We start from the raw sequence: 20,903 nt of genomic DNA on the forward strand, positions 1-20,903 counted from the left end.
CCCGCCGGCCGAGGGCGCCGGGCCGGCTTGCGAAGCCTGTCTGCGCGGATGGCTAGAGACCTTCGGACCGTGCTGTCCCTGACGGATCCGGGCGAAGGCGCCCGGACCGGTCAGCGCAGCTTGGGTCAGCGCAGGGCCGGCGGAAGACGCCGCTTCCAGCGTTCCCCGAGCCGCAGGTCCTTCGTTCGCCGCCCGGCCGTCGATCGCGGCGACGGACCTTGACCGGACGCGGCCGCCAGGGGGGGCGCCTCCGCGACGGGCAGGGGCGGCTCTGCGGCCGGACGCGGCGGTGCCGCCTGCACCTGGGGGGCGATGTCCTGCTCGGACGCGGGAGCCCGGGTACGGCGCGGCCGCCGCACCCGAGGTGCCGGCACGGCCTCGTCCGCCGGTTCGGCCACCGGCTCGTCCGGAATCTCGAACATGGGGACGAGGCTCGGCAGAACCCGGCGAGCCGGTGTCTCCGGCGCCTTCCGTTCCGGGCGTTGGGCCGGCGCCGCCTGAGGCACGGATGCCGGCGGCTCCATCGCGGCCTGCGCCAGTTCCGGCCATAGAGTCTTGTCCGGGCGGGAGCGCGCTTCAGTGGCAGTCAGCGATGTGCGGGCCGGACGGGTCTGCTTGACTTCGACCATGAACGGTCGCGCGCTGCGGCGCTTCATGTAAGACGATCCTTGGAAGCATTCGAGCCCGCACATCGGCGGCACGAACATATCCAGGTTAAGCCTGATCTCGGCCGTTGTCCAGAAAGACGGGCGCGTACTGATCAAATTTCTTTGTAGTTGAAATCGGCTGCCGTCATATCCAAGCGGTGAGCCGAGAAATGGAAGTCGTGTTCACCGGGGCCATTCAGGAAGGTGTTGCGTGCTGCCGTTGGAGAGGCGCCACCCGGCCGGCCCGCGTGCGGGAGCGGCGGCGGCGAGGACCAGGGTCCTTCCGGATCGGGCGGCCTGCGCCGGCGCGGAGCTCAGCCGGCGCCCGCACCCGGACGCTGCCGTCCGTGATCGTCACCGCGGCGGTGCCGGACGCGACGCCTTCGGCAGCCTGCAGGGCGCCCTGGATCGTCGCCGACAAAGTCATCACCTCGGCGAGAACTTGCTCATGGCCGATCGTCACGCGTGATGATCAGCGATCGATCGCCGACGTCAGTTCAGGCGCCGTCGCTGCTCCACCACGTGCCGCTGTGCCAGCCGCCGTCCCAGCGCCATCAGCAGCGCGTCCGCCTGGGCCTTCAGCACCGGATCCCCGGCGGCGACGATCGCGTCCTGCGCGGCGATGGCATGCTCGACCGCCCGGTCCAGCGGCGTCTCCCCGGCACCGGGCGTGACCTCATCGCAGAGGCCCTCGCTCGCGCGCAGCCGCGTGACATCCACCAGGATTCCGCGACCGCCGGCCGGCCGGCCCGTATGGTCGCCGAAGATGCGGCCGCGGGCCAGAACCCAGTGCGTCCGGCCGTCGATGGAGATCACCCGGTACTCGGCGATGTACGGGCTCCCCTCCGCGGCGCTGCGGCGGATCAGGCCGATGACCCGTTCGCGGTCGTCGGGATGGGTGATCCCGTCGTAGAACGCCAGCGGGAGACCCGCTTCGGCCTCGGCGGGATCGACCGTGAAGAGGCGAGCCGCGAAGGCATCGACTCGTACGCGGTCCGTGGCGGCATCCCAGTCCCAGTGTCCGATCATGTCCGCGGTCTCGCCCGCGATCGGGAACGCCCTGGAACGGTTCCGACCGGCGTGCGGCTTAGTCTTGGGCATGGCGGTGTTCGTATTCGTCCCCGATCACCTCTTATTAGGATGTCTGTCACAACCTCAAGGGATTCTTGGCGCAATTATGCAACTGTTGCTTGCTGGGCACTCGCGTGTCGGCATTCTTCTGTATTATGAATGCTCCCGCCAGCCTGCGTGCCGAAGCTTGACCGCCGATGGGACCCAAAGCACCTGATCCGGGCGGATCCTTCGGGGATGCGGCGCCGGAGGACAACCCGTTCGATCACCGGGCCCGTCCGCCCGAATCGGCGACGGGGCGGCTCCTGCAGCGGATCGCCGAAGCCCTGGCGATTCCGGCAGCCACCCTGTACGGCCCGCGCGCCGCCGAACGGGACGATGGCGGTGCCGAACGGCGCGCCGACGAGGCGGAGGCTCTCCTGTCCGCCTTCCGGCGGATCGAGGATCCCGAGCTTCGCCATCGTCTCCTGGACCTCGTGCGGAATCTCGCGGAGCGACGCGCATCGGCTCGCCCGTAACGCGCTTCGCCCCTGATCCGCTTCGCCCGTGACGTGCTTGGCCCGCCACGTGCTAACCTTTGCCGGGTTGCAACGCTCGGGCGAGTCGGCATGCTGAACAGACGATCCTTCATGGCCCTGTCGGGCGCCGCCCTCGCGGCCCCGGCCTTGGCGCAGGGCAGTGCCGCGCGGACGCTCAAATTCATCCCGCAGGCCGACCTGACGGTGCTCGATCCGATCTGGACGACCGCCTACGTGACCCGCAATCACGGGCTCGCCGTGTTCGACACGCTCTACGGCACCGATGCGCGCTATGCCGCCCAGCCGCAGATGGTGGCGGGCCACACGGTGGAGAACGACGACAAGCTCTGGCGCCTGACCCTGCGGCCCGGGCTGACCTTCCACGACGGCAGCCCCGTGCTCGCCCGCGACTGCGTGGCGAGCATCGCCCGCTGGGGCAAGCGCGACGCCATGGGCCAGACGCTCATGGCCTACACGGACGAACTCTCGGCCCCCGACGACCGGACGATCCAGTTCCGGCTGAAAAAGCCTTTCGCGCTCCTGCCGGAGGCCCTCGGTAAGGTCGGATCCTCGATCTGCGCCATCATGCCGGAGCGGCTCGCCAAGACCGACCCGTTCACGCAGGTGACCGAGATGGTCGGCAGCGGCCCCTTCCGCTTCAAGGCGGACGAGCGCGTCGTCGGCGCCCGGGTGGTCTACGAGCGCTTTGCCGGCTACGTCCCCCGCGAGGGCGGCGAGCCGCAATGGACCTCGGGTCCGAAGCGCGTCTTCGTCGACCGGGTCGAGTGGCACGTCATTCCCGACCAAGCCACCGCCGCCTCGGCCATGCAGACCGGCGAGATGGATTGGTGGGAGCAGCCGCCGGCCGATCTCGTTCCGACCCTGGGCGGGCTCACGACGCGGATCACCGACCCGACCGGCCTGATCGGCTGCCTGCGGATGAACCAGCTTCAGCCGCCCTTCGACAACCCGGCCATCCGGCAGGTGCTGCTGAAGGTCGTCGACCAGACCGACTTCATGCAGGCGGTGACCGGCACCGATCCCAAGCTGATCCACGTGCCCACCGGGTTCTTCTGCCCCGGCCTGCCGATGGCGAGCGATGTCGGCCTCGATGTCCTCACGAGCAAGCGCGACTACGAGGCGGCCAAGACGGCGCTGGCGGCGGCGGGCTACAAGGGCGAGAAGGTGGTGCTGATGGGCGCCTCGGACTTCCCCAGCCTCAAGGCGCTCGCCGACGTGGCGGCCGACATGCTCACGCGCGCCGGCTTCAACGTCGACTATCAGGTCATGGACTGGGGCTCGGTGGTGCAGCGGCGCGCCAAGAAGGACCCGATCGCCCAGGGCGGCTGGAGCGCCTTCTGCACTTTCTGGGCGGGGCTCGACCAGGCCAACCCGGCGGTCAGCGCCTTCCTGCGCGGGACCGGCCAGAGCGCCGCGATCGGCTGGCCCACCAGCGAGAAGATCGAGGCGTTGCGGGACCAGTGGCTGGATGCTCCGGACACCGCCGCGCGCAAGCAGCTCGCGGGCGCCCTTCAGCGCCAGGCCTTCACCGACCTGCCCTACCTGCCCCTCGGGCAATATTTCAACCAGACCTCGTACAAGCCGTCCCTGACCGGCGTGCTCGACGGCGTGCCGATGTTCTGGAACGTGAAGAAGGGGTGACGGGCGGCGGACCGCCGTCCCGACCCGGACCTGCGGCACGGCGGTCGCTCCGAACCAGACCGAGGCCCCGGCGTCGGGAGCCGCCCGCCGTGTCTCCGTCCCGGCGAGCGGCGCCGGCAACCCGGAATCGCGGGACGTCGCCGAGCGTCGCGCGGCCTGGATGGCCGCCGGATGGCGCTTCGCGGCCCGCAGGTGCGGCAGCCCGGCGCGCGCGCCTGCAGGCGATCGCGGCCGTCAGCCTGGCGGACGCATACGCCGTCGGGCTTCGACAGATCCGATCCGTTGAAGCCCGATGGCGCTTCCCAGCCGCGGCGGCCGCGGGTTAAGCTGAGGTTGGCACAGGTCACAACCAGAGATGACCGGCCCGCGAGGAAGCCCGAGACGAGACGCCCGGCCCGCCGCTCACGGGGGCCACCGCGGCGACGTCGAGCCCCGTGCGGGCCCGGCCGTTATCTGGAGCCGTGACCTGGATCGATCCGGACCCCGGGGGGCCGGCCCGAGCCCACGACACGCGCGAGGATAGGCCATGGACGACGCCGCCCTGGAACGCTCGGCGATGCGCAGGATCGGCTGGCGGCTCGTGCCGTTCCTGATCCTCGCCTACTTCGTGTCCTTCCTGGACCGCGTGAATGTCGGCTTCGCGGCGATCCAGATGAACCACGATGTCGGCCTGTCGGCGACCGTGTTCGGCTGGGGCGCCGGGATCTTCTTCCTCGGCTATTTCCTGATGGAGATCCCCAGCAACCTGATGCTGGAGCGCTTCGGGGCGCGGCTGTGGATCGCCCGGATCATGGCCACCTGGGGCCTGATCTCCGCCGCCATGGCGCTGGTGCAGGGGCCGTGGTCGTTCATCGCCCTGCGCTTCCTGCTGGGGCTCGCCGAGGCCGGCTTCTTCCCCGGCGTGATCCTCTACCTCACCTACTGGTTCCCCTCCGCCTACCGGGCGCGGATCATCGGGATCTTCATGATCTCGATCCCGATCTCGTCCTTCCTCGGCTCGCCGATCTCCGGCGCGCTGCTCAACGTGACGGGGTTCGGCCTCGCCGGCTGGCAGTGGCTGTTCATCCTCGAGGGCCTGCCGGCGGTGGTCCTGGCCGTCGCGGTCCTGTGGTTCCTGCCGGACGGGCCGCGGGAGGCGGCGTGGCTGCCGGCGGCCGAGCGGGACTGGCTGGAGCGGCAGCTCCGGTCCGAGGCGGCGCGCAACACCCGCCGCGGCGCGCCCGCGAAGCCGCCGCTCTGGGAGATCCTGCGCGACCGGCGGCTCGCCCTCTTCGCGGCGATCTATTTCGGCTCGACGGCGAGCAGCTACGGGCTGTCGTTCTGGACGCCGCAGATCGTCAAGAGCTTCGGCCTCGGCAATGTCGAGACCGGGCTCCTGAACAGCATCCCGTACGGATTCGCGTCCTTGGCCATGGTCCTCTGGGGCCGGCACAGCGACCGGACCGCCGAGCGGCGCTGGCACCTCGCGCTCTCGTTCCTGGTCCTGGCGCTGGGGCTCGCGGGCGGGACGGTCCTCTCGGGGCTCGGCCCGGTCGTGGCGGCGCTGACGGTCGCGGCGGTCGGCGTCTACATGCTCAAGGGGCCGTTCTGGGCGCTCGCGACCGAGCAGATGCCGCCCGCCACGGCGGCGGCGAGCATCGCGGCGATCAACGCGGTCGGAAATCTCGGCGGCTTCCTGGGCCCCTACCTGATCGGCGCGATCAAGGACGGGACCGGCAGCTTCACCCTGAGCCTTCTGCCCCTGGTGGCCTTCGCCTTGCTCTCGGCCGCCCTGTCACTGGTGCCGGGCCGTGCCCCGCGTCCCGACCGGGGTACGCCGCGCCCGTCGACCGTCTGAGCCCGGCGCGGCGGCGAACCGAGTCCGGGACCGGCCGGTTGGCCCTGGTGCCGCCATCGCCCGGCACGGCGCCGATCCGGACCGGATCGGGGCCCGCCGGCCGGGCGCACCGATGACCGGGAGCCGGACCCATGACGTTGGACGACGCCTTGCAGGACGCCGTCCGGGCGGAGCCGACGCGTCAGGCCGAGGCGGATCGACCGCGAGGCTCTGCCGACGGTGACCGCCGGCGCGGTCGCCGGCGGACCGCGCGGCTCGCGCGGCGTCGCGGAACATCCCCGCCGGACGATCGAGCCCGGCGGCCGGGCCGCCCGTGACCGAGATGCCGTCAGGAGATCGCCGTGCCCAAGCTCAACGCCATCCTGGAGACGGCGCTGTACGTCGCGGATCTCGACCGCGCCGAAGCCTTCTACCGCGACACAATGGGATTGCCCTGCCTCTTCACGGATTTCCGCATGCGCGCCTTCGACGTCGGCGGCCGCGGCGTCCTCCTGCTCTTCCCGGAGGGCGGGTCCCTGCAGCCGATCGAGACGCCGGGCGGGCTCATCCCGCCGCATGACGGCCGCGGCCCGGCCCATGTCGCGTTCTCGATCGACGCGGACGCCCTCGCGTCCTGGGAGGAGCATCTCGCGGCCTCCGGCGTGGCCGTCGAGGGGCGCACCCGCTGGCCGAGGGGCGGCGTCAGCGTCTACTTCCGCGACCCGGACGGGCACCTGCTGGAGCTGGCCACCCCGGGCCTCTGGAAGGGCTACTGAGACGGCGCCGGGCCGCGTCGGGGCGGCCCTCAACGCCGAAAGGGCCGCGTCCTTTCGGACGCGGCCCCTTGCGAGCTCGGCTTGGCGCGGCGGTCGGGATCCGACCGCCGCGGCGCGGTCTTAGTAGGAGCCGAACTTGTAGTTCAGGCCGGCGCGGACGACGGCGAACTCGTCGGAACGGCGGCCGATGCCGCTGTAGACGACGGGGAAGTTGTTGGCGGCGTTGATGACGAACGCGCCCTGGTTGCGGGTGTTGCGGTCGAGGTTGACGTACAGGCCTTCGACCTTGAGCGTCACGGCCGAGGAGCGGAAGAAGTTCAGGAAAGAGTCGGTGGGAAGCGCGTACTCGACGCCGCCGCCGACGGCCCAGCCGGTGCGGAAGCTGTCGTTGCCGGCGTAGCCGCCGAAGGAGCGGTCGGCGCTGCCGGAGCCGTAGGCGAAGCCGCCGGTGCCGTACACGAGGGTGCGGTCGAAGGCGTAGCCGAGGCGGCCGCGGACGGTGCCGAAGAAGTCGAGGCTGGAGAGGCCGCGCGGGTCGGTGACGTAGTAGCCGGGAGCCAGCGCGCCGGCGACGAAGGCGTTGTTCCGGTTACGGCCGAAGTCGAGGTACTGGGCGTCCGCCTCGATACCGAACACGACGCCGGAGCCGGGGTCAGCTGCCAGTTGTAGCCGATCTGGCCACCGCCGGAGAAGCCGTCCTGGCTGCGGTTGCGGAAGGAGGCGACGGTGCCGGGAGCGGCGTAGGGGAACGGCACGGCGAAGGTGTTGCCGGTGTTGCGGTCGCTGGCGTCGAAAGCGTAGCCGGCGTTGATACCGAAATAGGCGCCGGTCCAGGTGAAGACCGGGACGGGGGTGAAGACCGGCGGCGGGGCGGCGCGGCGCGGCAGGTCGGCAGCCGAGGCGGCACCGGTCAGGAGGGCCGTGGCGGCGCTCGCGAGAAGAAGCTTCTTGATCATCTGGTCCTCTGTCTCCCGTTAGGCGGGATGTGTGCGGGGCGGACAGGACGTCAGGATGTGCGGACGCGATAGTGCATTGTTGCAACAGCGTCGGCGGGGGTCCGGAGGCGGTGGACCGGAAGGTGCGCTGGAGCACATCATCTCGGCGTCGTGATCGAAGGATCGGGAACTATTTCGTGACATCTGCCGCGTCGCCCCGCCGCGATGACCAATATGTCGGGCGTCGCCCGCTCATCTCTCCGCGTCTCGCCACGCGCGGGCGATCCGATCACGCCGAACCGCTTCGGCGAAACGCTTGATCCAAGTTGTTGTCCGCGCCGTCGCGCGCAGTGAGGCTTCAACCGAAGAAGACGCCCGAGGCGACCCCGAGGCGACGTCGCGGAGGGCGCTTCATGGATCGATCGGCCTGCTTCCACGACGCGTCCCAGATGGCTGAACGTCCCCTGGATTCCGACGCCGGTCTGGTTCGGGCCTCGTGCCGGCTGGCGACCGCCCGCTTCCTCGAGGACATCGTGACGATCCTGCGGGAGACGGCCCGGGAGATCGCCGGCTCCGATGGGATTGCCGTGGTGCTGCGCGAGGGCGACGCCTCATTCTACGCCGCCGAGGACGCCATCGAGCCGTTGTGGCGCGGCCGCCGGTTTCCGTTGACCGACTGCGTTTCGGGACGGGCCATGCTCGATGGCGCGACCATCGTCGTGCCGGACATCGAGTGCGATCCCCGGGTGCCGATCGCGGCCTACCGACTGACCTCGATGCGCAGTCTCGTGGTGGTTCCGATCGGCTCCCCCGAGCCGATCGCCGCCCTCAGCGCCTATTGGTGCGCCTCCGTCATCCCCGACGACGGGACCGTTCGCCGGCTCGAGGGTCTGGCCCGGCACGCGGCGGCGGCCTTGGATCGGATCCGTCCGAGCGGGCCGTGACGGTCGGTGCCGGCCGTTCGGATCCTGCGGGCCGGCGGGATCGATCGGCCGCTCAGGCCGTTCCCCGCCTTCATCGCCCTGCACGGAAGTCCCAGACCCTCCTCATGAAGCGCCTCACCCTCATCGGCATCTTCGTCGCCCTGCTGCTCGCCATTGTGGCGATCGCGGCCACGTGGTCGACGGTCACGCCCGTCAATCCGGCCGTCGCGCCGGATACGTCGTCGACACCCAACCCCACCGCCCAGCGGAAATGATGCGGCATGACGGGCCGCCCGGCGTGCCGATCCTGATCGACCGGACCCGCTGATGAAATCTCCGTCGAGATTCTGGCAAAGAGGCACATTTCTATGCCAGATCATCCCGGTTGTGCGGCCGGGATTCGCGTCATGAGTGAGATTTCGAGGACGCCGATCGACGCGACCGACGGATTCAATACGCCGTTCGACCGGTTGCAGGCCGCCCTCGATGCATCCGGCGTGGTCGGCGCCTGGGATTGGGACATCCGCCGCGGCACCATAGTCTATGATGCCGGGGCGGCCCGGTTGCTCACCGGCGATCCGGCCCTCGCCGGTACGGAGATCAGCGGCGCCGACGCGCTGGCCGCCGTCCATCCGGACGACCATCCGTGGCTGCTGGACCAGGTCCAGCGGGCCGTGCGGTCGGGTGGTCTGGTGCTGGCCGAGTACCGCGTCGTGCAGGGCGGAGCCGAGCACTGGCTGATCAGCCGCGGACGGACCGTCCCGGATTCCGCGGGGCGGCCGGTCCGGGCGCGTGGCATCATCATCGACATCACGGAACTCCGGGAAAGCGGCGACCGCTACATCTTCACCAGCGCGGCGGCGCCGGACGACCCCTTGAGCCGTGCGGCCGATCTGGCCATCGCGCTGAGGCAGACGCTCGGCGAGGATGCGGCGTCGGAACTCCGCCTCGCGGCCGACGGATTGTTGATGAGCCTCGGCCGCGCCCTGGCCCGGACGATGGGTCGACGCTGAGCGGGATCCGGGTGAACTCCGACCGGACCGCCCACGCGATCCTCCGGGAGGATCCGCCGGGCTGGCCGGGAGGAACGCAAGGCACAGGATCTCGAGGCCGCCCGCGAAGCGTTCGGAACGCGTGCGCCGGACCGTTCGGCCGGCCCGGCGAAAGCGTCCGATCCTGCGGCTCTCGGCAGCGGTCCCGCGTCAGCGGCCCTGCGGATCCCGGGCCCGACGAAGCTCCCGAAAGCGGCGGCCAGGACACCCGGCCGCCCGAGCCGCTGCGCGGCATGCCAACCTGGGGCGCCTGACGGTGATCGCCGGCACGGTCCGGGGCCACCGCCGACCGTCGCGTCGGAGACGCGCCTGTTCGCGATGCCATTGCCGGTTCCGGCAAGCGGGCGGCTGCGCCGCACGGGTGCCGAATCTGGCCGCCACCCGGGTGTCCATGATCCCGGACGATCTTCGGTGGCACGAGACGGGTCGTCACGCGATCCCGGTGACCGACGCGGCGCCATCGCCTCTCGGAGGCCGTAGGGCACGAGAAAATCGGAATCTATTCGATGAGTCTTCGTTCGATTTTTACCTTGTTTAAACCCTTGTTGAGCCCAAACGATCTGAACGTAAACCGCTATTTGGAAATCTGCACATGAACGAGACCTTCGATGAAGCCTCCAACACCTTGGCCGTTATAACGGCCGAGCTTGTTGCGGCCTACGTGTCGAACAATCCGGTTCCGGCCTCGGAGTTGCCGGCCCTGATCGCGCGGGTGCATGGCGCGGTCAGCGGGCTCGTCGCCGGGACCCTGACGCCGGAATCCGGGGCGGCGCCCCAGGCCGAGATCGAGAAGCCGGGCGCGGCCCAGGTCCGCAAGTCGGTCCGGCAGGACGGGATCGTCAGCTTCATCGACGGCAAGACCTACAAGACGCTGAAGCGCCACTTGGCCAGCCACGGCCTCGATCCGCGCAGCTACCGGGACCGCTACGGCCTTCCGGCCGACTACCCGATGGTCGCCCCGGGCTATGCCGAGCAGCGCTCCGCCCTCGCCAAGGCGATCGGCCTGGGCCAGCCCGGCGCCATGGCCCGTCGCGGCGGCGCGAAGCGCTGATCCCCCGCGGGCGTGACGCCGCCGGACGGCGCCGCGTCCCGTTCCCCCCGACGGAGCCGGGATCGTCAATCGTCCGTCACGGCGACGGACCGGCCGGGGGCAGCCGCGGGGATATCGTTCGCCTCCGTCCGGCCACGGCATAATCCCAGGCGATCAGCCGTCTTGCCGGTCGAGGCGCTGTGCCATCGCCCTTCGCCGCCCGGTGATCGGCAAAGGCGATCGTCTCGGCCTCCCTGAGACGAATCTCCGCAGGTCTCGTCTCGGGACCAGGGTGCATCGCGCTTCGAATCTGTATAGAACAGATCATGAACAGAGCGCCTCGGATCGGCAGTTTCAACCGCCGACGCGTCCTGTCTCGGATCGCGGTGGAGCCCTGTGGATTGATCGAGAGAGCCTCAAGGCCGACGCGGCTGTACCGTTTCCACTGTACGGACGGCCACGAGCTGGTGACCGACCTGTGCGGCAGCCGGTTGCCCGACGGGGCGCCGATGCGGGCCCATGCCGAGCGCGTCGCCCTCGCTCTGATGGAGCGGGTCGTGGAGCGGTTCGATTGGTCGGGCTGGCAGGTCGAGGTCTACGACGCCAAGGGGCGGCGCGTCTGGATCCGGGCCTTTCCCGACGTGAACGTCGACACGCGGGCCGCCTGATGCGGGCGGCCGCCGAGAAGGAGAAGCAGATGGCCTACAAGCCGAAATCCGCCGCGGAGACCAAGGCGCGGGATCTGGGGCTCGCCCTGGCCCGTATCGCCGAAGGTGCGGGCCTGCCGGCGAGCATCGGGGTCGATCAGGTGCGGCGCGCGAGTCCGCGGCTGACCCCTCTGGCGGTCGGCCAGATGGTGCGCAAGGAGCGGGACACCGTGGAGGCGACCCTGGCCGAGCGCGGACTGGCGCTCGTCGATTATTCCGATCAGGGGCCGGGTCGCGGGATGGAATTCTGCATCGACACGGCCACCTGAGCGGCTCGATCAGGCGGTCGCCGGGCGGCTGCGCAGGAGACGGCCCAGGAGGCGGAACGGCAGCAGCGGCAGCTTGATCAGCGCCGTGACCACCAAAACCGCCACGACGGTAAGAAGCGCCAGAACAGAGTTCATCATGCGCGTCGGACTCCCATGACCGGCTCGCCCCTCGGGCCGGGAGTGGTACGAGGCGCCCGGAACACGGCGAGACTATGAACGGGTCAGGGCCATTCGGTCGCAGCCGGCCGTCGGGGATGAGCGTGGGCTCTGTGGCTCCGCTCGGGTGGTCCCACCCCGCAGGCCCACGCCGCGCCGTCGGGAAGCGGTTCGGGGAGGAGTTCGACATGTGCAGGCGTCTCGCCGGCGGCTGGGCCGGGTTCGCGATCTTGGTTCTGCTGCCTCTGGCCGGACCAGCCGCCGCTCAAGTCCAGGCTCAGGTCGTCCAGGCTCAGGTCGCAGAGGCTCCGATCGTCCAGGCACAGGTCCATGTGCGCTATGCCGATCCGGATCGGTTCACCGATGCCGAGAACCGGTTCGGCTCCGGGCAGCCGCTCCGGGTCACCCTCGCCGAGCTGACCCGGATCTTCCGGGATCTCGGCACGGCGCGGCTCCGCCCGGATGAGCGCCTCGACATCATCGTCCTCGATGTCGATCTCGCCGGCTTCGAGCGCCCCGGCTTCGCGACGCCGACGGGCCTGCGGGTCGTGACGGATGCGACGCCGCCACGGATCCGCCTCGCCTATGTCCTGCACCGCGGCGGCCGAATCGTCGCGCAGGGCGAGGACACGGTGACGGATATCAACTTCCTGCTGACGTCCAACCCGCGCTTCTCCACCGGCAGCCTGTATTACGAGCGCCAGCTCCTGCGCGACTGGTTTGCCCGGCGCTTTCCGGAGCCGGCGGGCCGCCACTAGGGCACGTCACCGGCGGTTCGTCCCTGCATTCGTCCTATCGGATCCGACAGGGCCGCGGACATCCGCCGTGGCGCTCGTGGAGCGCGCTGTGGCGTGGTGGCATGAAGACCGATGCGATGTCGCGACATCCGGCTTTCCGGACCCGTCGGATGGTCGCAAGACCCGGAGCCGATGGCCGCTTCGACGATGAGGGCGCCCCTATCAAGCCCCGGGGCTGTGTAGTACTTGGTCGTGATCTGCACGACGGGCCGCCCCCGGGCCGGTCGCGGAACGATCCCCGCTCCAGTCCCGCGGCGCTCGCCCGGGCTCGAGCCTCTTCAGTCGGTCGCCGCATGAGCGAGGCCTGCATCTTCTCGGCCGGCTGCAGCGAACTCGCGGACCTGGTCCGGACCTATGATTGGACGCAGACGCCGCTGGGGCCCCTGGCGGATTGGCCCCAGAGCCTGATCTTCACGGTCAGCACCCTGCTGCAATCGCCGGTGCCGATCGTGCTGCTGTGGGGCGAGGACGGCATCATGATCTACAACGATGCCTATTCCGTCTTCGCGGGGGCGCGCCATCCCAAGCTGCTCGGCTCCAAGGTGCGCGAGGGCTGGCCCGAGATCGTCGATTTCAACGACAATGTGATGCGTGTCGGACTGGCTGGCGGGACGCTCTCCTACAAGGACCAGGAACTGACCCTGCACCGCTACGGCCAGCCCGAGCCGGTCTGGATGAACCTCGACTACTCGCCGGTCTTCGGCGCGGATGGTCGGCCCGCCGGGGTCATCGCCATCGTGGTCGAAAGCACCGAGCGGGTGTTGGCCGAGCGCCGCCTGCGGGAGAGCGAGGAGCTGTTCCGCACCCTCGCCCAGGGCATCCCGCAGCTCGTCTGGCGCGCCGCGATCGACGGTGCCTGCATCTGGTCCAGCCCGCAATGGCACGCCTATACGGGTCAGACCGAGGCGACGAGCCGGGGCTGGGGCTGGCTGGACGCGGTCCATGCGGACGATTACGCGGCGGCCGAGACCGCTTGGCGCGAGGCTCCGGTGAGCGGCCACCTCTCCTTCGAGCACCGGCTCCGCAACGCGGCCGAGCAGCGCTTCTGTTGGTTCCAGACCCGGGCCGCCCCGGTCCGCGACGCGCAGGGCCGGATCGTCGAGTGGCTCGGAACCTCGACCGACATCGACGATCTGCGCCAGTTTCAGGAGCGGCAACAGGTCATGGTCGCCGAGCTGCAGCACCGGACCCGGAACCTGCTCGGCGTCGTGCGCTCCATCGCCCAGCAGACGATGGCTCAGACCGGGCCCGGCGAGACGTTCCGGGAGCGCTTCAACGACCGCCTGTCCGCCCTCTCCCGGGTCCAGGGCCTCCTCTCCCGCTCGGATCAGGAGCCGATCACGCTCCGCGCCCTGATCGAGACGGAACTCGCCGCCCTCGACGCTCCGGCCATGCAGGGGCGCATCCGGCTCCACGGCCCCGTGGTGCGGCTGCGCAAGGCGACGGTGCAGACCTTCGCGCTGGCCCTGCACGAGCTCGCCACCAACGCGCTGAAATACGGCGCGCTCACCAGCGAGGAGGGGCGCCTGACGGTGACGTGGCGGACCTACCGGGCGGACGATGGCGGCGGCCGGCTGCTGGTGGAATGGGTGGAGGACGGTCTCGTCCGTCGACCGGATTCGGCGGACGCGCCGCCGCGGGGCGGATACGGGCGGGAACTGATCGAGCACGCCCTCCCCTATGCCCTCAAGGCGACCACCAGCTACGAACTCGGCGACACCGCGCTCTATTGCGCGATCAACATTCCCCTCCCCGACGGAGAAGCCGCAGGCAGCCCCGCATGACCCCGACTCCACGCCCGCTGGCCGGCAGGCGGGTCCTGCTGGTCGAGGATGACTACTTCATCGCCATCGATCTCAAATCCGGCTTCGAGGCGAGCGGTGCCCAGGTGCTAGGACCGGTGCCCAGTGTCGGCGAGGCGCTGGCGCTGATCGCCCGCACGGCCGCGATCGACGCCGCGGTGCTCGACATCAACCTGCAGGACGAGCTCGTCTATCCCGTCGCCGACGCGCTGTACGCGCGGGGTGTGCCGTTCCTGTTCGCGACCGGCTACGATCCGGTCGCGGTGCCGTCCCTCCACGGAGCCGTGGCCCTCTGCCAGAAACCTCTCGACCCGCAGATCGTGGCGCGCGCGCTCTTCGGCTGAAGCACCGGGTCCCGCGCCCGCGCCGGACCCGGTTGTCGGGGCTTCGGCCAATCGGGCGGGTGTTTCCCGTGAAACATCTCCGCCTGCGCGCCGCTCTGCATCGGAGCGCCGTTACTGTCCAGACCGACACGAGACGGGCTTCGGACGGAGCGGCCATGCATCGGCAGGGGATGGTGGGGCTGCCGTGCGGCTCATCGATCCCCGAAGGCGCGCACGAGGGCCCCGGCGGCCAGCCACAATCCTCTCAGGAGCCATCCGAGCAGCCGAACCGCCTGGACCAGCAGCTCGATCCCTTCGAGCAGATCGACCAGCCGCCGCAACCGGCCGGGCCGGCGCGATGCCGGCTCGGCCTCGATCGACGGATCGCCCGATTCTCTGCGGTCCTGCATGCCTCCCTCCGGAGTACGGCGCCGGCCTGCGTGCGGTCGGCGTGCCTCACCATGCGGCCTGGAGGCCTGCGGCGAAGACCTGGGCGGTGGCGCCCGGACGCACGTCACCGGTGTAGCCCAGGGTCAACCGCACGCCGTCCGCCACCGGCCCGGTCAGGCTCACCCCCAGGACCGCCCCGTTCCGGCCGAGGGCGCTGGTGCGGGCGGCAAACTGCGCCCCGAACAGGCCGGAGCGGACCACCGCGTAAGTGTCGGCGAGCTCGTGCGCCCAATAGGCCCGACCCTCCAGCCGGAGGTCCGGCACGCCCGCGAAGGCGACGCTCGCCACGCGGCCGCCCACGAGGCTGCGCGCCGCGTCGAGATCGGCCACCGCGAATCCCTGGCCGCCCAACCCTTGGCCCCCGAACCCCTGGCCCACCAGGCCGCCCCGCTCGGCCACCCGGCCGCGCGTCAGGCGATCGTAGCTGAACCCCACCTCCGGCACGACCTCGACCGGCAGATCCACGGCCAGCGCGTACCCGGCAAAGCCCGCCACCCCGCCGTTCCAGCCCGAGGCCAGACCGCTCGCCTGCGACACTGCCGTGCCCAGGGCCACCGTCCGGTCGATCCGCCCGTCAGCGTACGACACCCCCGCCGTCCCGCGCAGCACCACCGGCCCCAGACGCGTCTGCGCGTACAGGCTGCCGCCGTAGCTGTCCGTGGTGAACCGGCCGAGCCCCGCCCCCCGCGACGTGCCGGTCTCGCGCAGGTAGCTGAACGCCCCGCCCACCTGCGTCTCCGCCCCGACCTGCCGGTCGACGCCCACGAGCAGGCCGCCCGCGCCGTAACCGGCGCCCGAGGCCGCCCGATCGCCGGCCCGGTCGCCGAACCCGTACAGCGCGTCCGCCCAGACCCGGCCCTCGCCCACCGCCAGCGGCTGGTCCGGCACCCCGGCGGCGCCGCGCACCTGCAGCGCCGTGCGGTTCGGGCCCAGGCCCGGATCGCCCGCGCCGAACGCCGCCGTCCCGCCGCCCAGCCCGCGCTGGTGCCGGTCGATCGCGTCGGCGATCAGCCGGCGCGCGGAGAGATCGGTCATCACCGCGTCGCCGTAGCTCTGGCCCGACAGGCTGGCCAGGCCGCCCGGCAGGGTGGCCGGGCTGGCCGCGTAGAGCGGATCGTAGACCCGCGCCCGGGCCGCGTCCGGCCGGGTGCCGGCGGCCGGGCGGGCGACGTCCAGCGCCGCGCCCACGGCCTGGGCGTTGCCGGTCTGGGAGAGGCCCAGCCCGGCGAGGTTGCCGTAGGCCGCCGGCGTGACCACGAGGTCGAGGCCGGTGGCGGCGTAAAGGGCGTCGAAGCGCGTGCCGGCCGGAAGCCCCGTCGTCGGCTGGGCGAGGCCGGTGAACGAGCCCGACAGCCCCCCTTGAGCGGTGAGGACGCCGAAGCGCTGGCCGAGGGCCGGGGTGAAGGCGTTGGTGGCGTTGCCGGTGAGGCCGCGCAGCTCCGGCACGAGGGTGCCCCCCGCCGACACCGTGCCGGTGGCCCCCAGCGCCAGGAGCCGGGCGTAGCTGCCGGCACCCGTGCCGGTGCCGGGTCCGTCGATGTCGAGGCCGAGACGGCTGCCGGGGGCGAAGGCCACCGGGCCGAGCACCGTGAGGGTGCCGGGGGAGTTGCCCGGCCGCAGGGCGCCGGCCACCGTGACCGGGGCGGCGATCGTGCCGATGCCGCGCAGGGTGCCGGCGGCGGCCACCGTCACGGGCGAGGCCCAGAGGCCGTTGAGCGCGAGCGTGCCGGCCTGGATCGTGGTCGGGCCCGAGAAGCGGCCGGTGCCGGTGAGCGTGAGCGTGCCCGTGCCGGCCTGGGTCAGGCTGGTGGGGCTGGCGGTCTCCAGGATGGCGCCGGCATAGGTGGTGGAGGCCGGGCCGGCGACCGTGAGGGCGCCGTTGCCCAGGACGGCGGAGGCGGTGCCGGACAGGCTCGCCACCGTGAGGGCGCCGCCGCCGAGGTCGAGGGCGCCGGCATTGGTCAGGGTGGTGAGGCCGGCCAGCGGCCCGGTGACCTGGATCAGCCCGGTGTTGGTCAGCGCGCCGTTGAGCTGCCCGGACAGGCGGGCGAGGCCGGTGTTGGTCAGGTCGGTGGTGAGGGTGCCGTCGCTGGCGACGAGGCCGGCATTGCCGAAGCCGGCCGGCGCGGTGAGGCTGGCGGTCTGGGCGAGGACGACGATGCCGGCATTGGCGAGTGGCCCGGCGAGGCTGTAGCGGCCGCCTGCGGTGACGGCGAGGGTCGCGCCGGCGGCGTTGGCGAGGGTGCCGTCGCTGGCGACGTTGCCGGAGACGGCGAGCAGCCCGGCGTTGTTGGCGATGGCGCCGTCGATGCGGCCGGCGCTGGCCAGCACGGTGCCGGTGTTGATCAGGCCGCCCGCGATGGCGCCGGTGTTCAGGGCTGTACCGGTGTTGGTCAGGCCGCCCGCGATGGTGCCGCTGCTGGCGAGGCTGCCGGTGTTGGCCACGCCGCCCGCGATGGCGCCGGTGTTGAGGGCTGTGCCGGTGTTGGTCAGCCCGCCCGCGAGGGCGCCGCTGTTGGCCAGGCTGCCGGTGTTGGCCACCCCGCCGGTGATCGTGCCGGTGTTGAGGGCCAGCCCGGCATTGGCGAGGCCGCCCGCGATGGTGCCGCTGTTGCCCAGGACGCCGAGATTGCCGACGCCGCCGGAGACCAGGCCGGCATTGAGGATGCGCGCCGCGGGGCCGACGCGGACCGGTGCGGCGAGGCTGCCGGTGGCGGTCAGGGTCAGGGTGCCGGCGCCGACCAGGGCGCCGCCGGTGACGGTGTTGGCGGCCGACAGGACGGCGGTGCCGGGTCCGGTCTTGACGAGCACGCCCGGCTGGCTGCCGTCGGCGATCGGACCCGCGAAGGTGGACGTGCCGCCGTCGATCTGCAGGGTGCCGGGGCCGGAGAGGGTGAGCGGGCGGGCGGTGGCGAATCCGTCGGCCAGGACCTCGAGGGTGCCACCGCCGAGGGTCAGGCCGGTGCCGGCGGCGCCGAGGTTGGCGTCGCGGGAGACGGCGAGGGTGCCGCCGTAGACGGCGGTGCCGCCGGCATAGCTGTTGGTGCCGGCGAGTTCGAGGGTGCCGAGCCCGGTCTTGATCAGGCCGCCGACGCCCGAGATGTCGTTGGCGAAGCGGCCGTAATAGGCTTGGCCGTTATAGGTGGTGTTGACCGTCCAGGTCGAGGTGAACTGGCCCGGACCGTCGATCGCCTTGCCGAGGTTGAGCAGGCCCCAGCCGAAGGTGGCGTTCGGGGCGTTGGCCGGTCCGTCGCCGAGGTGGGTGGCGGTGGTGAACATCGTCTGGGCGATCTGCGGCGCCGTCAGGAACGGGAACGCCTGCATCAGCACGGCTGCGGCACCGGAGACATGCGGCGCTGCCATCGATGTACCATTTTTTAACCCGTATCCGCCGCCTGGAACGGTCGAGTAGATACCCACGCCGGGCGCGGCTATACACCAAGCTGCTGTCACGCCGCATAGATTGCTGAAAGATCCGATTTGATTGTTTTTGTCAGTTGCGACGACTGAAACGATGTAGCCTGACAAGTCTGAAAAATCGACCTTCGACTGATCGATCGGCCGATTTTGACCATCATTGAGCTGATAGACGCCGCTGTTTGCGTTACTTGGACGTATGAAAGGATAGAACGCAACGCCGGTCGGATTGACGGCGACTTTTTCCTGATCTTCACGCTCATTGCCAGCCGCAAAGACTAGCAGCATACCTTTGTCTGCGGCACGTTTGAGGGCGCTGTACTCCGCCAGTGCGTCACCGTATTCGTATGATTGTATTTTCAGCTGAACGTAATAAGGATTAGATATTACATTGCCGTTATCATCGAGAATGAGCTTGGTCGGCAAGGAGGGGCCATAGCTGCCATTGAGAACTCGCGCCCCATTGGCTGCCGCGAAATCAACCGCGGCATTGGCATCGGTCGAGATTTCGTTGAGGCCCAATCTCTGCTTGATAAAATTGGCCTCGGCCGGGCCCATGATCGCATTCAGTGAGAGCAGCGTGCTTTCAAAAGCGACGCCCATCATCTCGCCGCCGGCTGCAGATGCCCCGATCGTTCCTGAAACGTGCGTCCCATGACTGTTGAGGTCAACGAGAAGAGTGCTGCGGATCGCTCCAGGGGGATCGGTGAGCCAAAAGTTCCGAGAGGCAGACGATATCCGCCCAGCAAATTTCGGGTGATTGGGGTCGATGCCGCTATCGACAACTGCCACCGAGACGCCGAGCCCCGTATAGCCATGCGCGTAAGCCGTCGCGGCATTGATCGCGGCGAGCCCCCAATCACCTTGGTAAGCCGACCAGTTCGAGAAATCAGCCGCTGTCAGTCCGAAAGTCGAGGGCGAGCGCGCCGGCACGGTCTGCGCCGCCACAGGTCCCAGAGCCAGCGCGAGCGTGGCGAGCGAGCTGCCGACCAGCAATCCCATCCGGACGGGGCCGCACCGTCGCGTTCCGGCGCCCGTGCTCCTGCTCGGATCACAGGATCCGGTCGCATGCTCGACGTCGCTATACTGTTGGACCATCGGACTGACCCCCGTCATGCCTGTCACAGACTTTGCGCGGGGGTTAGAAAATGCGGCTTTAACGAACTATCACATTGCAGCCACACTCTGCGCCGCGCGCAACATTCTGAAACGGGGATCCCCCTTTCTGAGACGGAAGGAACCATCCCACCGGCGCGCAGGTCAGAATCCTCCGATGCTGGGCCCGCTGCGGCCCGGTCGGGCCACACCTGCGTCGAATCGCACGCCGCAGCGACAAACGACAGTGTACAGCTGCTCGGGTCGGCGGGAGATAGGAGGACTGTCCGGATGGACGCGGCTAACGTGCGGGACGACCCGACCGCGTTGCCACGCGTCACCTTGGGGCAGGCCCTCGTTCTTCATCGGTCGCGCTAACAGCAGGTGTCAGGCTCCACGTATGTCTTCCGAGGAGAGAAACCGGGACCCGGACGTGGCACCAGCCGGCGGCGCCGCTCCGGGCGGCGAGGTCGCCTGCCTGCGGTTCGAGCCGCCCGGTGATCCGGAGGCGCTCGGCCGGGCCTGGCAGGACCATCTCGCGCCCATCTTCGACGTGAGCTTCCGCCCGGAGACCGATCTCACCATCCCGATCGCGATGCGCAGCTACCATCTCGGCGACCTGCTGGTCGGCGACGTGGTGGCGCCGGCGCACACCCTCGTGCGGACGCGGGAGATGATCGGCCAGCAGGGCCTCGATCACATCCTGCTGCAGTTCTACCGCCGGGGGCAGAGCCGCGTGGAGACCGATCACGGCACCGGCCCGGTGAACGAGGTCCAGTGCATCGTCTTCGATCTCGCCCAGCCCGTGCGCATCGTCGCGGGCGCGGTCGACGCCACCAACGTCGTGATCCCCCGCGCGCTTCTGGAGAAGCAGGGCTGCCACCCGGACGCCCTCCACGGCCGCCCCCTCGACCATGACGGCGACCCGTTCGGGCGGCTGGTCCACAATTTCGTCGCCAACGTCGTCGCCTGCGGCGACCTCCTCGACCGGCGCGAGGCCCTGGCGGCCTCGACGGCGATCACCCAGCTCTGCGCCAGCTGGCTGCGCGGCCAGGAGGAGGGGCGCCCGTCCCAGAACCAGGACGTCCGGATCCGCGTCCGCCGCCTCGTCGAGGCGGAACTCGGCAACCCGAAGCTGACGCCCGCCCTGGTCGCGGCGCGGCTCGGCCTGTCGCGCTCGACCCTGTACCGCCTGTTCGCCCCCAACGGCATCGTGGCGTATATCCGCGACCGGCGCCTGATGGCGGCGATGCGGATGCTCGTGCGCGACGATGCGTCCAAGCCCCTGCGCATCTCGCAGGTCGCCTTCGCGGTCGGCTTCTCGGACGAGCGGACCTTCCGGCGGGCGTTCAAGCGCCGGTTCGGCTTCATCCCCAGCGATGCGTCCCAGCGCCTGGACGCCCACCCCGACCCCGCGCCCGGGGCCGTCCTGCGCAACTGGATCGAGAGCCTCTGAC

Annotated in this window: 19 protein-coding genes and 1 pseudogene; 14 read left to right on the top strand and 6 right to left on the bottom strand. The window is 70.5% G+C overall.

The window, feature by feature from the left end; translation table 11 throughout:
* Window positions 1-125: 125 nt before the first annotated feature.
* Together A3862_RS10310 and A3862_RS10320 are read right to left on the bottom strand one after the other, a co-directional pair.
* Window positions 126-764, bottom strand: a complete 639-nt coding sequence (locus A3862_RS10310; protein ID WP_236961930.1) for a hypothetical protein — start codon at window positions 762-764, stop codon at window positions 126-128.
* Between the two features lie 375 nt (window positions 765-1,139).
* Window positions 1,140-1,676, bottom strand: a complete 537-nt coding sequence (locus A3862_RS10320) for a PAS domain-containing protein (protein WP_236961932.1) — start codon at window positions 1,674-1,676, stop codon at window positions 1,140-1,142.
* Window positions 1,677-1,915: 239 nt separating this feature from the next.
* Here A3862_RS10320 and A3862_RS10325 point away from each other — a divergent pair, with 239 nt between their 5' ends.
* The 4 genes from A3862_RS10325 (at window position 1,916) to A3862_RS10340 (ending at window position 6,490) form a co-directional block, all read left to right on the top strand.
* Window positions 1,916-2,236, top strand: coding sequence for a hypothetical protein (locus A3862_RS10325; RefSeq protein WP_043759544.1), 321 nt, complete (start codon window positions 1,916-1,918; stop codon window positions 2,234-2,236).
* A 90-nt stretch (window positions 2,237-2,326) separates the two neighbouring features.
* Window positions 2,327-3,898, top strand: coding sequence for an ABC transporter substrate-binding protein (locus A3862_RS10330; protein ID WP_043348046.1), 1,572 nt, complete (start codon window positions 2,327-2,329; stop codon window positions 3,896-3,898).
* Between the two features lie 526 nt (window positions 3,899-4,424).
* On the top strand, window positions 4,425-5,735 hold the full coding sequence (locus A3862_RS10335) for an MFS transporter (protein WP_043348042.1): 1,311 nt from the start codon (window positions 4,425-4,427) through the stop codon (window positions 5,733-5,735).
* 341 nt (window positions 5,736-6,076) lie between these two features.
* Window positions 6,077-6,490: a VOC family protein gene (locus A3862_RS10340; protein ID WP_043386105.1), complete on the top strand. Its 414-nt coding sequence runs from the start codon at window positions 6,077-6,079 to the stop codon at window positions 6,488-6,490.
* Between the two features lie 120 nt (window positions 6,491-6,610).
* On the opposite strand, the pseudogene A3862_RS10345 reads toward A3862_RS10340, so the two are convergent.
* A pseudogene (locus A3862_RS10345) lies at window positions 6,611-7,446 on the bottom strand (outer membrane protein).
* A gap of 428 nt (window positions 7,447-7,874) precedes the next feature.
* On the opposite strand from A3862_RS10345, the gene A3862_RS10350 reads away from it, so the two are divergent.
* The 6 genes from A3862_RS10350 (at window position 7,875) to A3862_RS10380 (ending at window position 11,406) form a co-directional block, all read left to right on the top strand.
* The gene (locus A3862_RS10350; RefSeq protein ID WP_164706360.1) at window positions 7,875-8,369 is read left to right on the top strand and encodes a GAF domain-containing protein; all 495 of its coding nucleotides are present in this window, start codon (window positions 7,875-7,877) and stop codon (window positions 8,367-8,369) included.
* 104 nt (window positions 8,370-8,473) lie between these two features.
* A complete protein-coding gene (locus tag A3862_RS31495; protein ID WP_164706361.1) occupies window positions 8,474-8,623 on the top strand; it encodes a hypothetical protein in 150 nt (49 codons plus the stop codon).
* Window positions 8,624-8,755: 132 nt separating this feature from the next.
* On the top strand, window positions 8,756-9,361 hold the full coding sequence (locus A3862_RS10355) for a PAS domain-containing protein (protein ID WP_043759541.1): 606 nt from the start codon (window positions 8,756-8,758) through the stop codon (window positions 9,359-9,361).
* A gap of 631 nt (window positions 9,362-9,992) precedes the next feature.
* A complete protein-coding gene (locus tag A3862_RS10365) occupies window positions 9,993-10,451 on the top strand; it encodes a MucR family transcriptional regulator (RefSeq protein WP_043348035.1) in 459 nt (152 codons plus the stop codon).
* Between the two features lie 305 nt (window positions 10,452-10,756).
* Window positions 10,757-11,098 carry a DUF6894 family protein gene (locus tag A3862_RS10375; protein WP_236961934.1) on the top strand — a complete coding sequence of 114 codons (342 nt, stop codon included), beginning with the start codon at window positions 10,757-10,759 and terminating at the stop codon, window positions 11,096-11,098.
* Window positions 11,099-11,127: 29 nt separating this feature from the next.
* A complete protein-coding gene (locus A3862_RS10380) occupies window positions 11,128-11,406 on the top strand; it encodes a hypothetical protein (RefSeq protein WP_043348032.1) in 279 nt (92 codons plus the stop codon).
* Window positions 11,407-11,415: 9 nt separating this feature from the next.
* Here the strand turns inward: A3862_RS10380 and A3862_RS32350 are convergent, their stop codons facing one another.
* On the bottom strand, window positions 11,416-11,544 hold the full coding sequence (locus A3862_RS32350; RefSeq protein WP_257787387.1) for a hypothetical protein: 129 nt from the start codon (window positions 11,542-11,544) through the stop codon (window positions 11,416-11,418).
* A 206-nt stretch (window positions 11,545-11,750) separates the two neighbouring features.
* Between A3862_RS32350 and A3862_RS10385 the strand changes: the two genes are divergently transcribed.
* The 3 genes from A3862_RS10385 (at window position 11,751) to A3862_RS10395 (ending at window position 14,505) form a co-directional block, all read left to right on the top strand.
* Entirely contained in the window at window positions 11,751-12,320 is a 570-nt protein-coding gene (locus A3862_RS10385) for a DUF3016 domain-containing protein (RefSeq protein ID WP_111473565.1), read from the top strand.
* Between the two features lie 332 nt (window positions 12,321-12,652).
* Entirely contained in the window at window positions 12,653-14,143 is a 1,491-nt protein-coding gene (locus A3862_RS10390) for a sensor histidine kinase (protein ID WP_043348026.1), read from the top strand.
* Entirely contained in the window at window positions 14,140-14,505 is a 366-nt protein-coding gene (locus A3862_RS10395) for a response regulator (RefSeq protein WP_043759537.1), read from the top strand. Before A3862_RS10390 ends, A3862_RS10395 begins: the two co-directional genes overlap by 4 nt.
* A gap of 191 nt (window positions 14,506-14,696) precedes the next feature.
* Here the strand turns inward: A3862_RS10395 and A3862_RS10400 are convergent, their stop codons facing one another.
* Window positions 14,697-14,894: a hypothetical protein gene (locus A3862_RS10400; protein ID WP_043759535.1), complete on the bottom strand. Its 198-nt coding sequence runs from the start codon at window positions 14,892-14,894 to the stop codon at window positions 14,697-14,699.
* A 46-nt stretch (window positions 14,895-14,940) separates the two neighbouring features.
* A complete protein-coding gene (locus A3862_RS32440; protein ID WP_043759534.1) occupies window positions 14,941-19,467 on the bottom strand; it encodes a S8 family serine peptidase in 4,527 nt (1,508 codons plus the stop codon).
* 412 nt (window positions 19,468-19,879) lie between these two features.
* On the opposite strand from A3862_RS32440, the gene A3862_RS10410 reads away from it, so the two are divergent.
* A complete protein-coding gene (locus A3862_RS10410) occupies window positions 19,880-20,902 on the top strand; it encodes a helix-turn-helix domain-containing protein (protein WP_236961936.1) in 1,023 nt (340 codons plus the stop codon).
* Window position 20,903: the final 1 nt, after the last annotated feature.

The organism is Methylobacterium sp. XJLW (genome assembly GCF_003254375.1).
Lineage (GTDB): Bacteria > Pseudomonadota > Alphaproteobacteria > Rhizobiales > Beijerinckiaceae > Methylobacterium > Methylobacterium fujisawaense.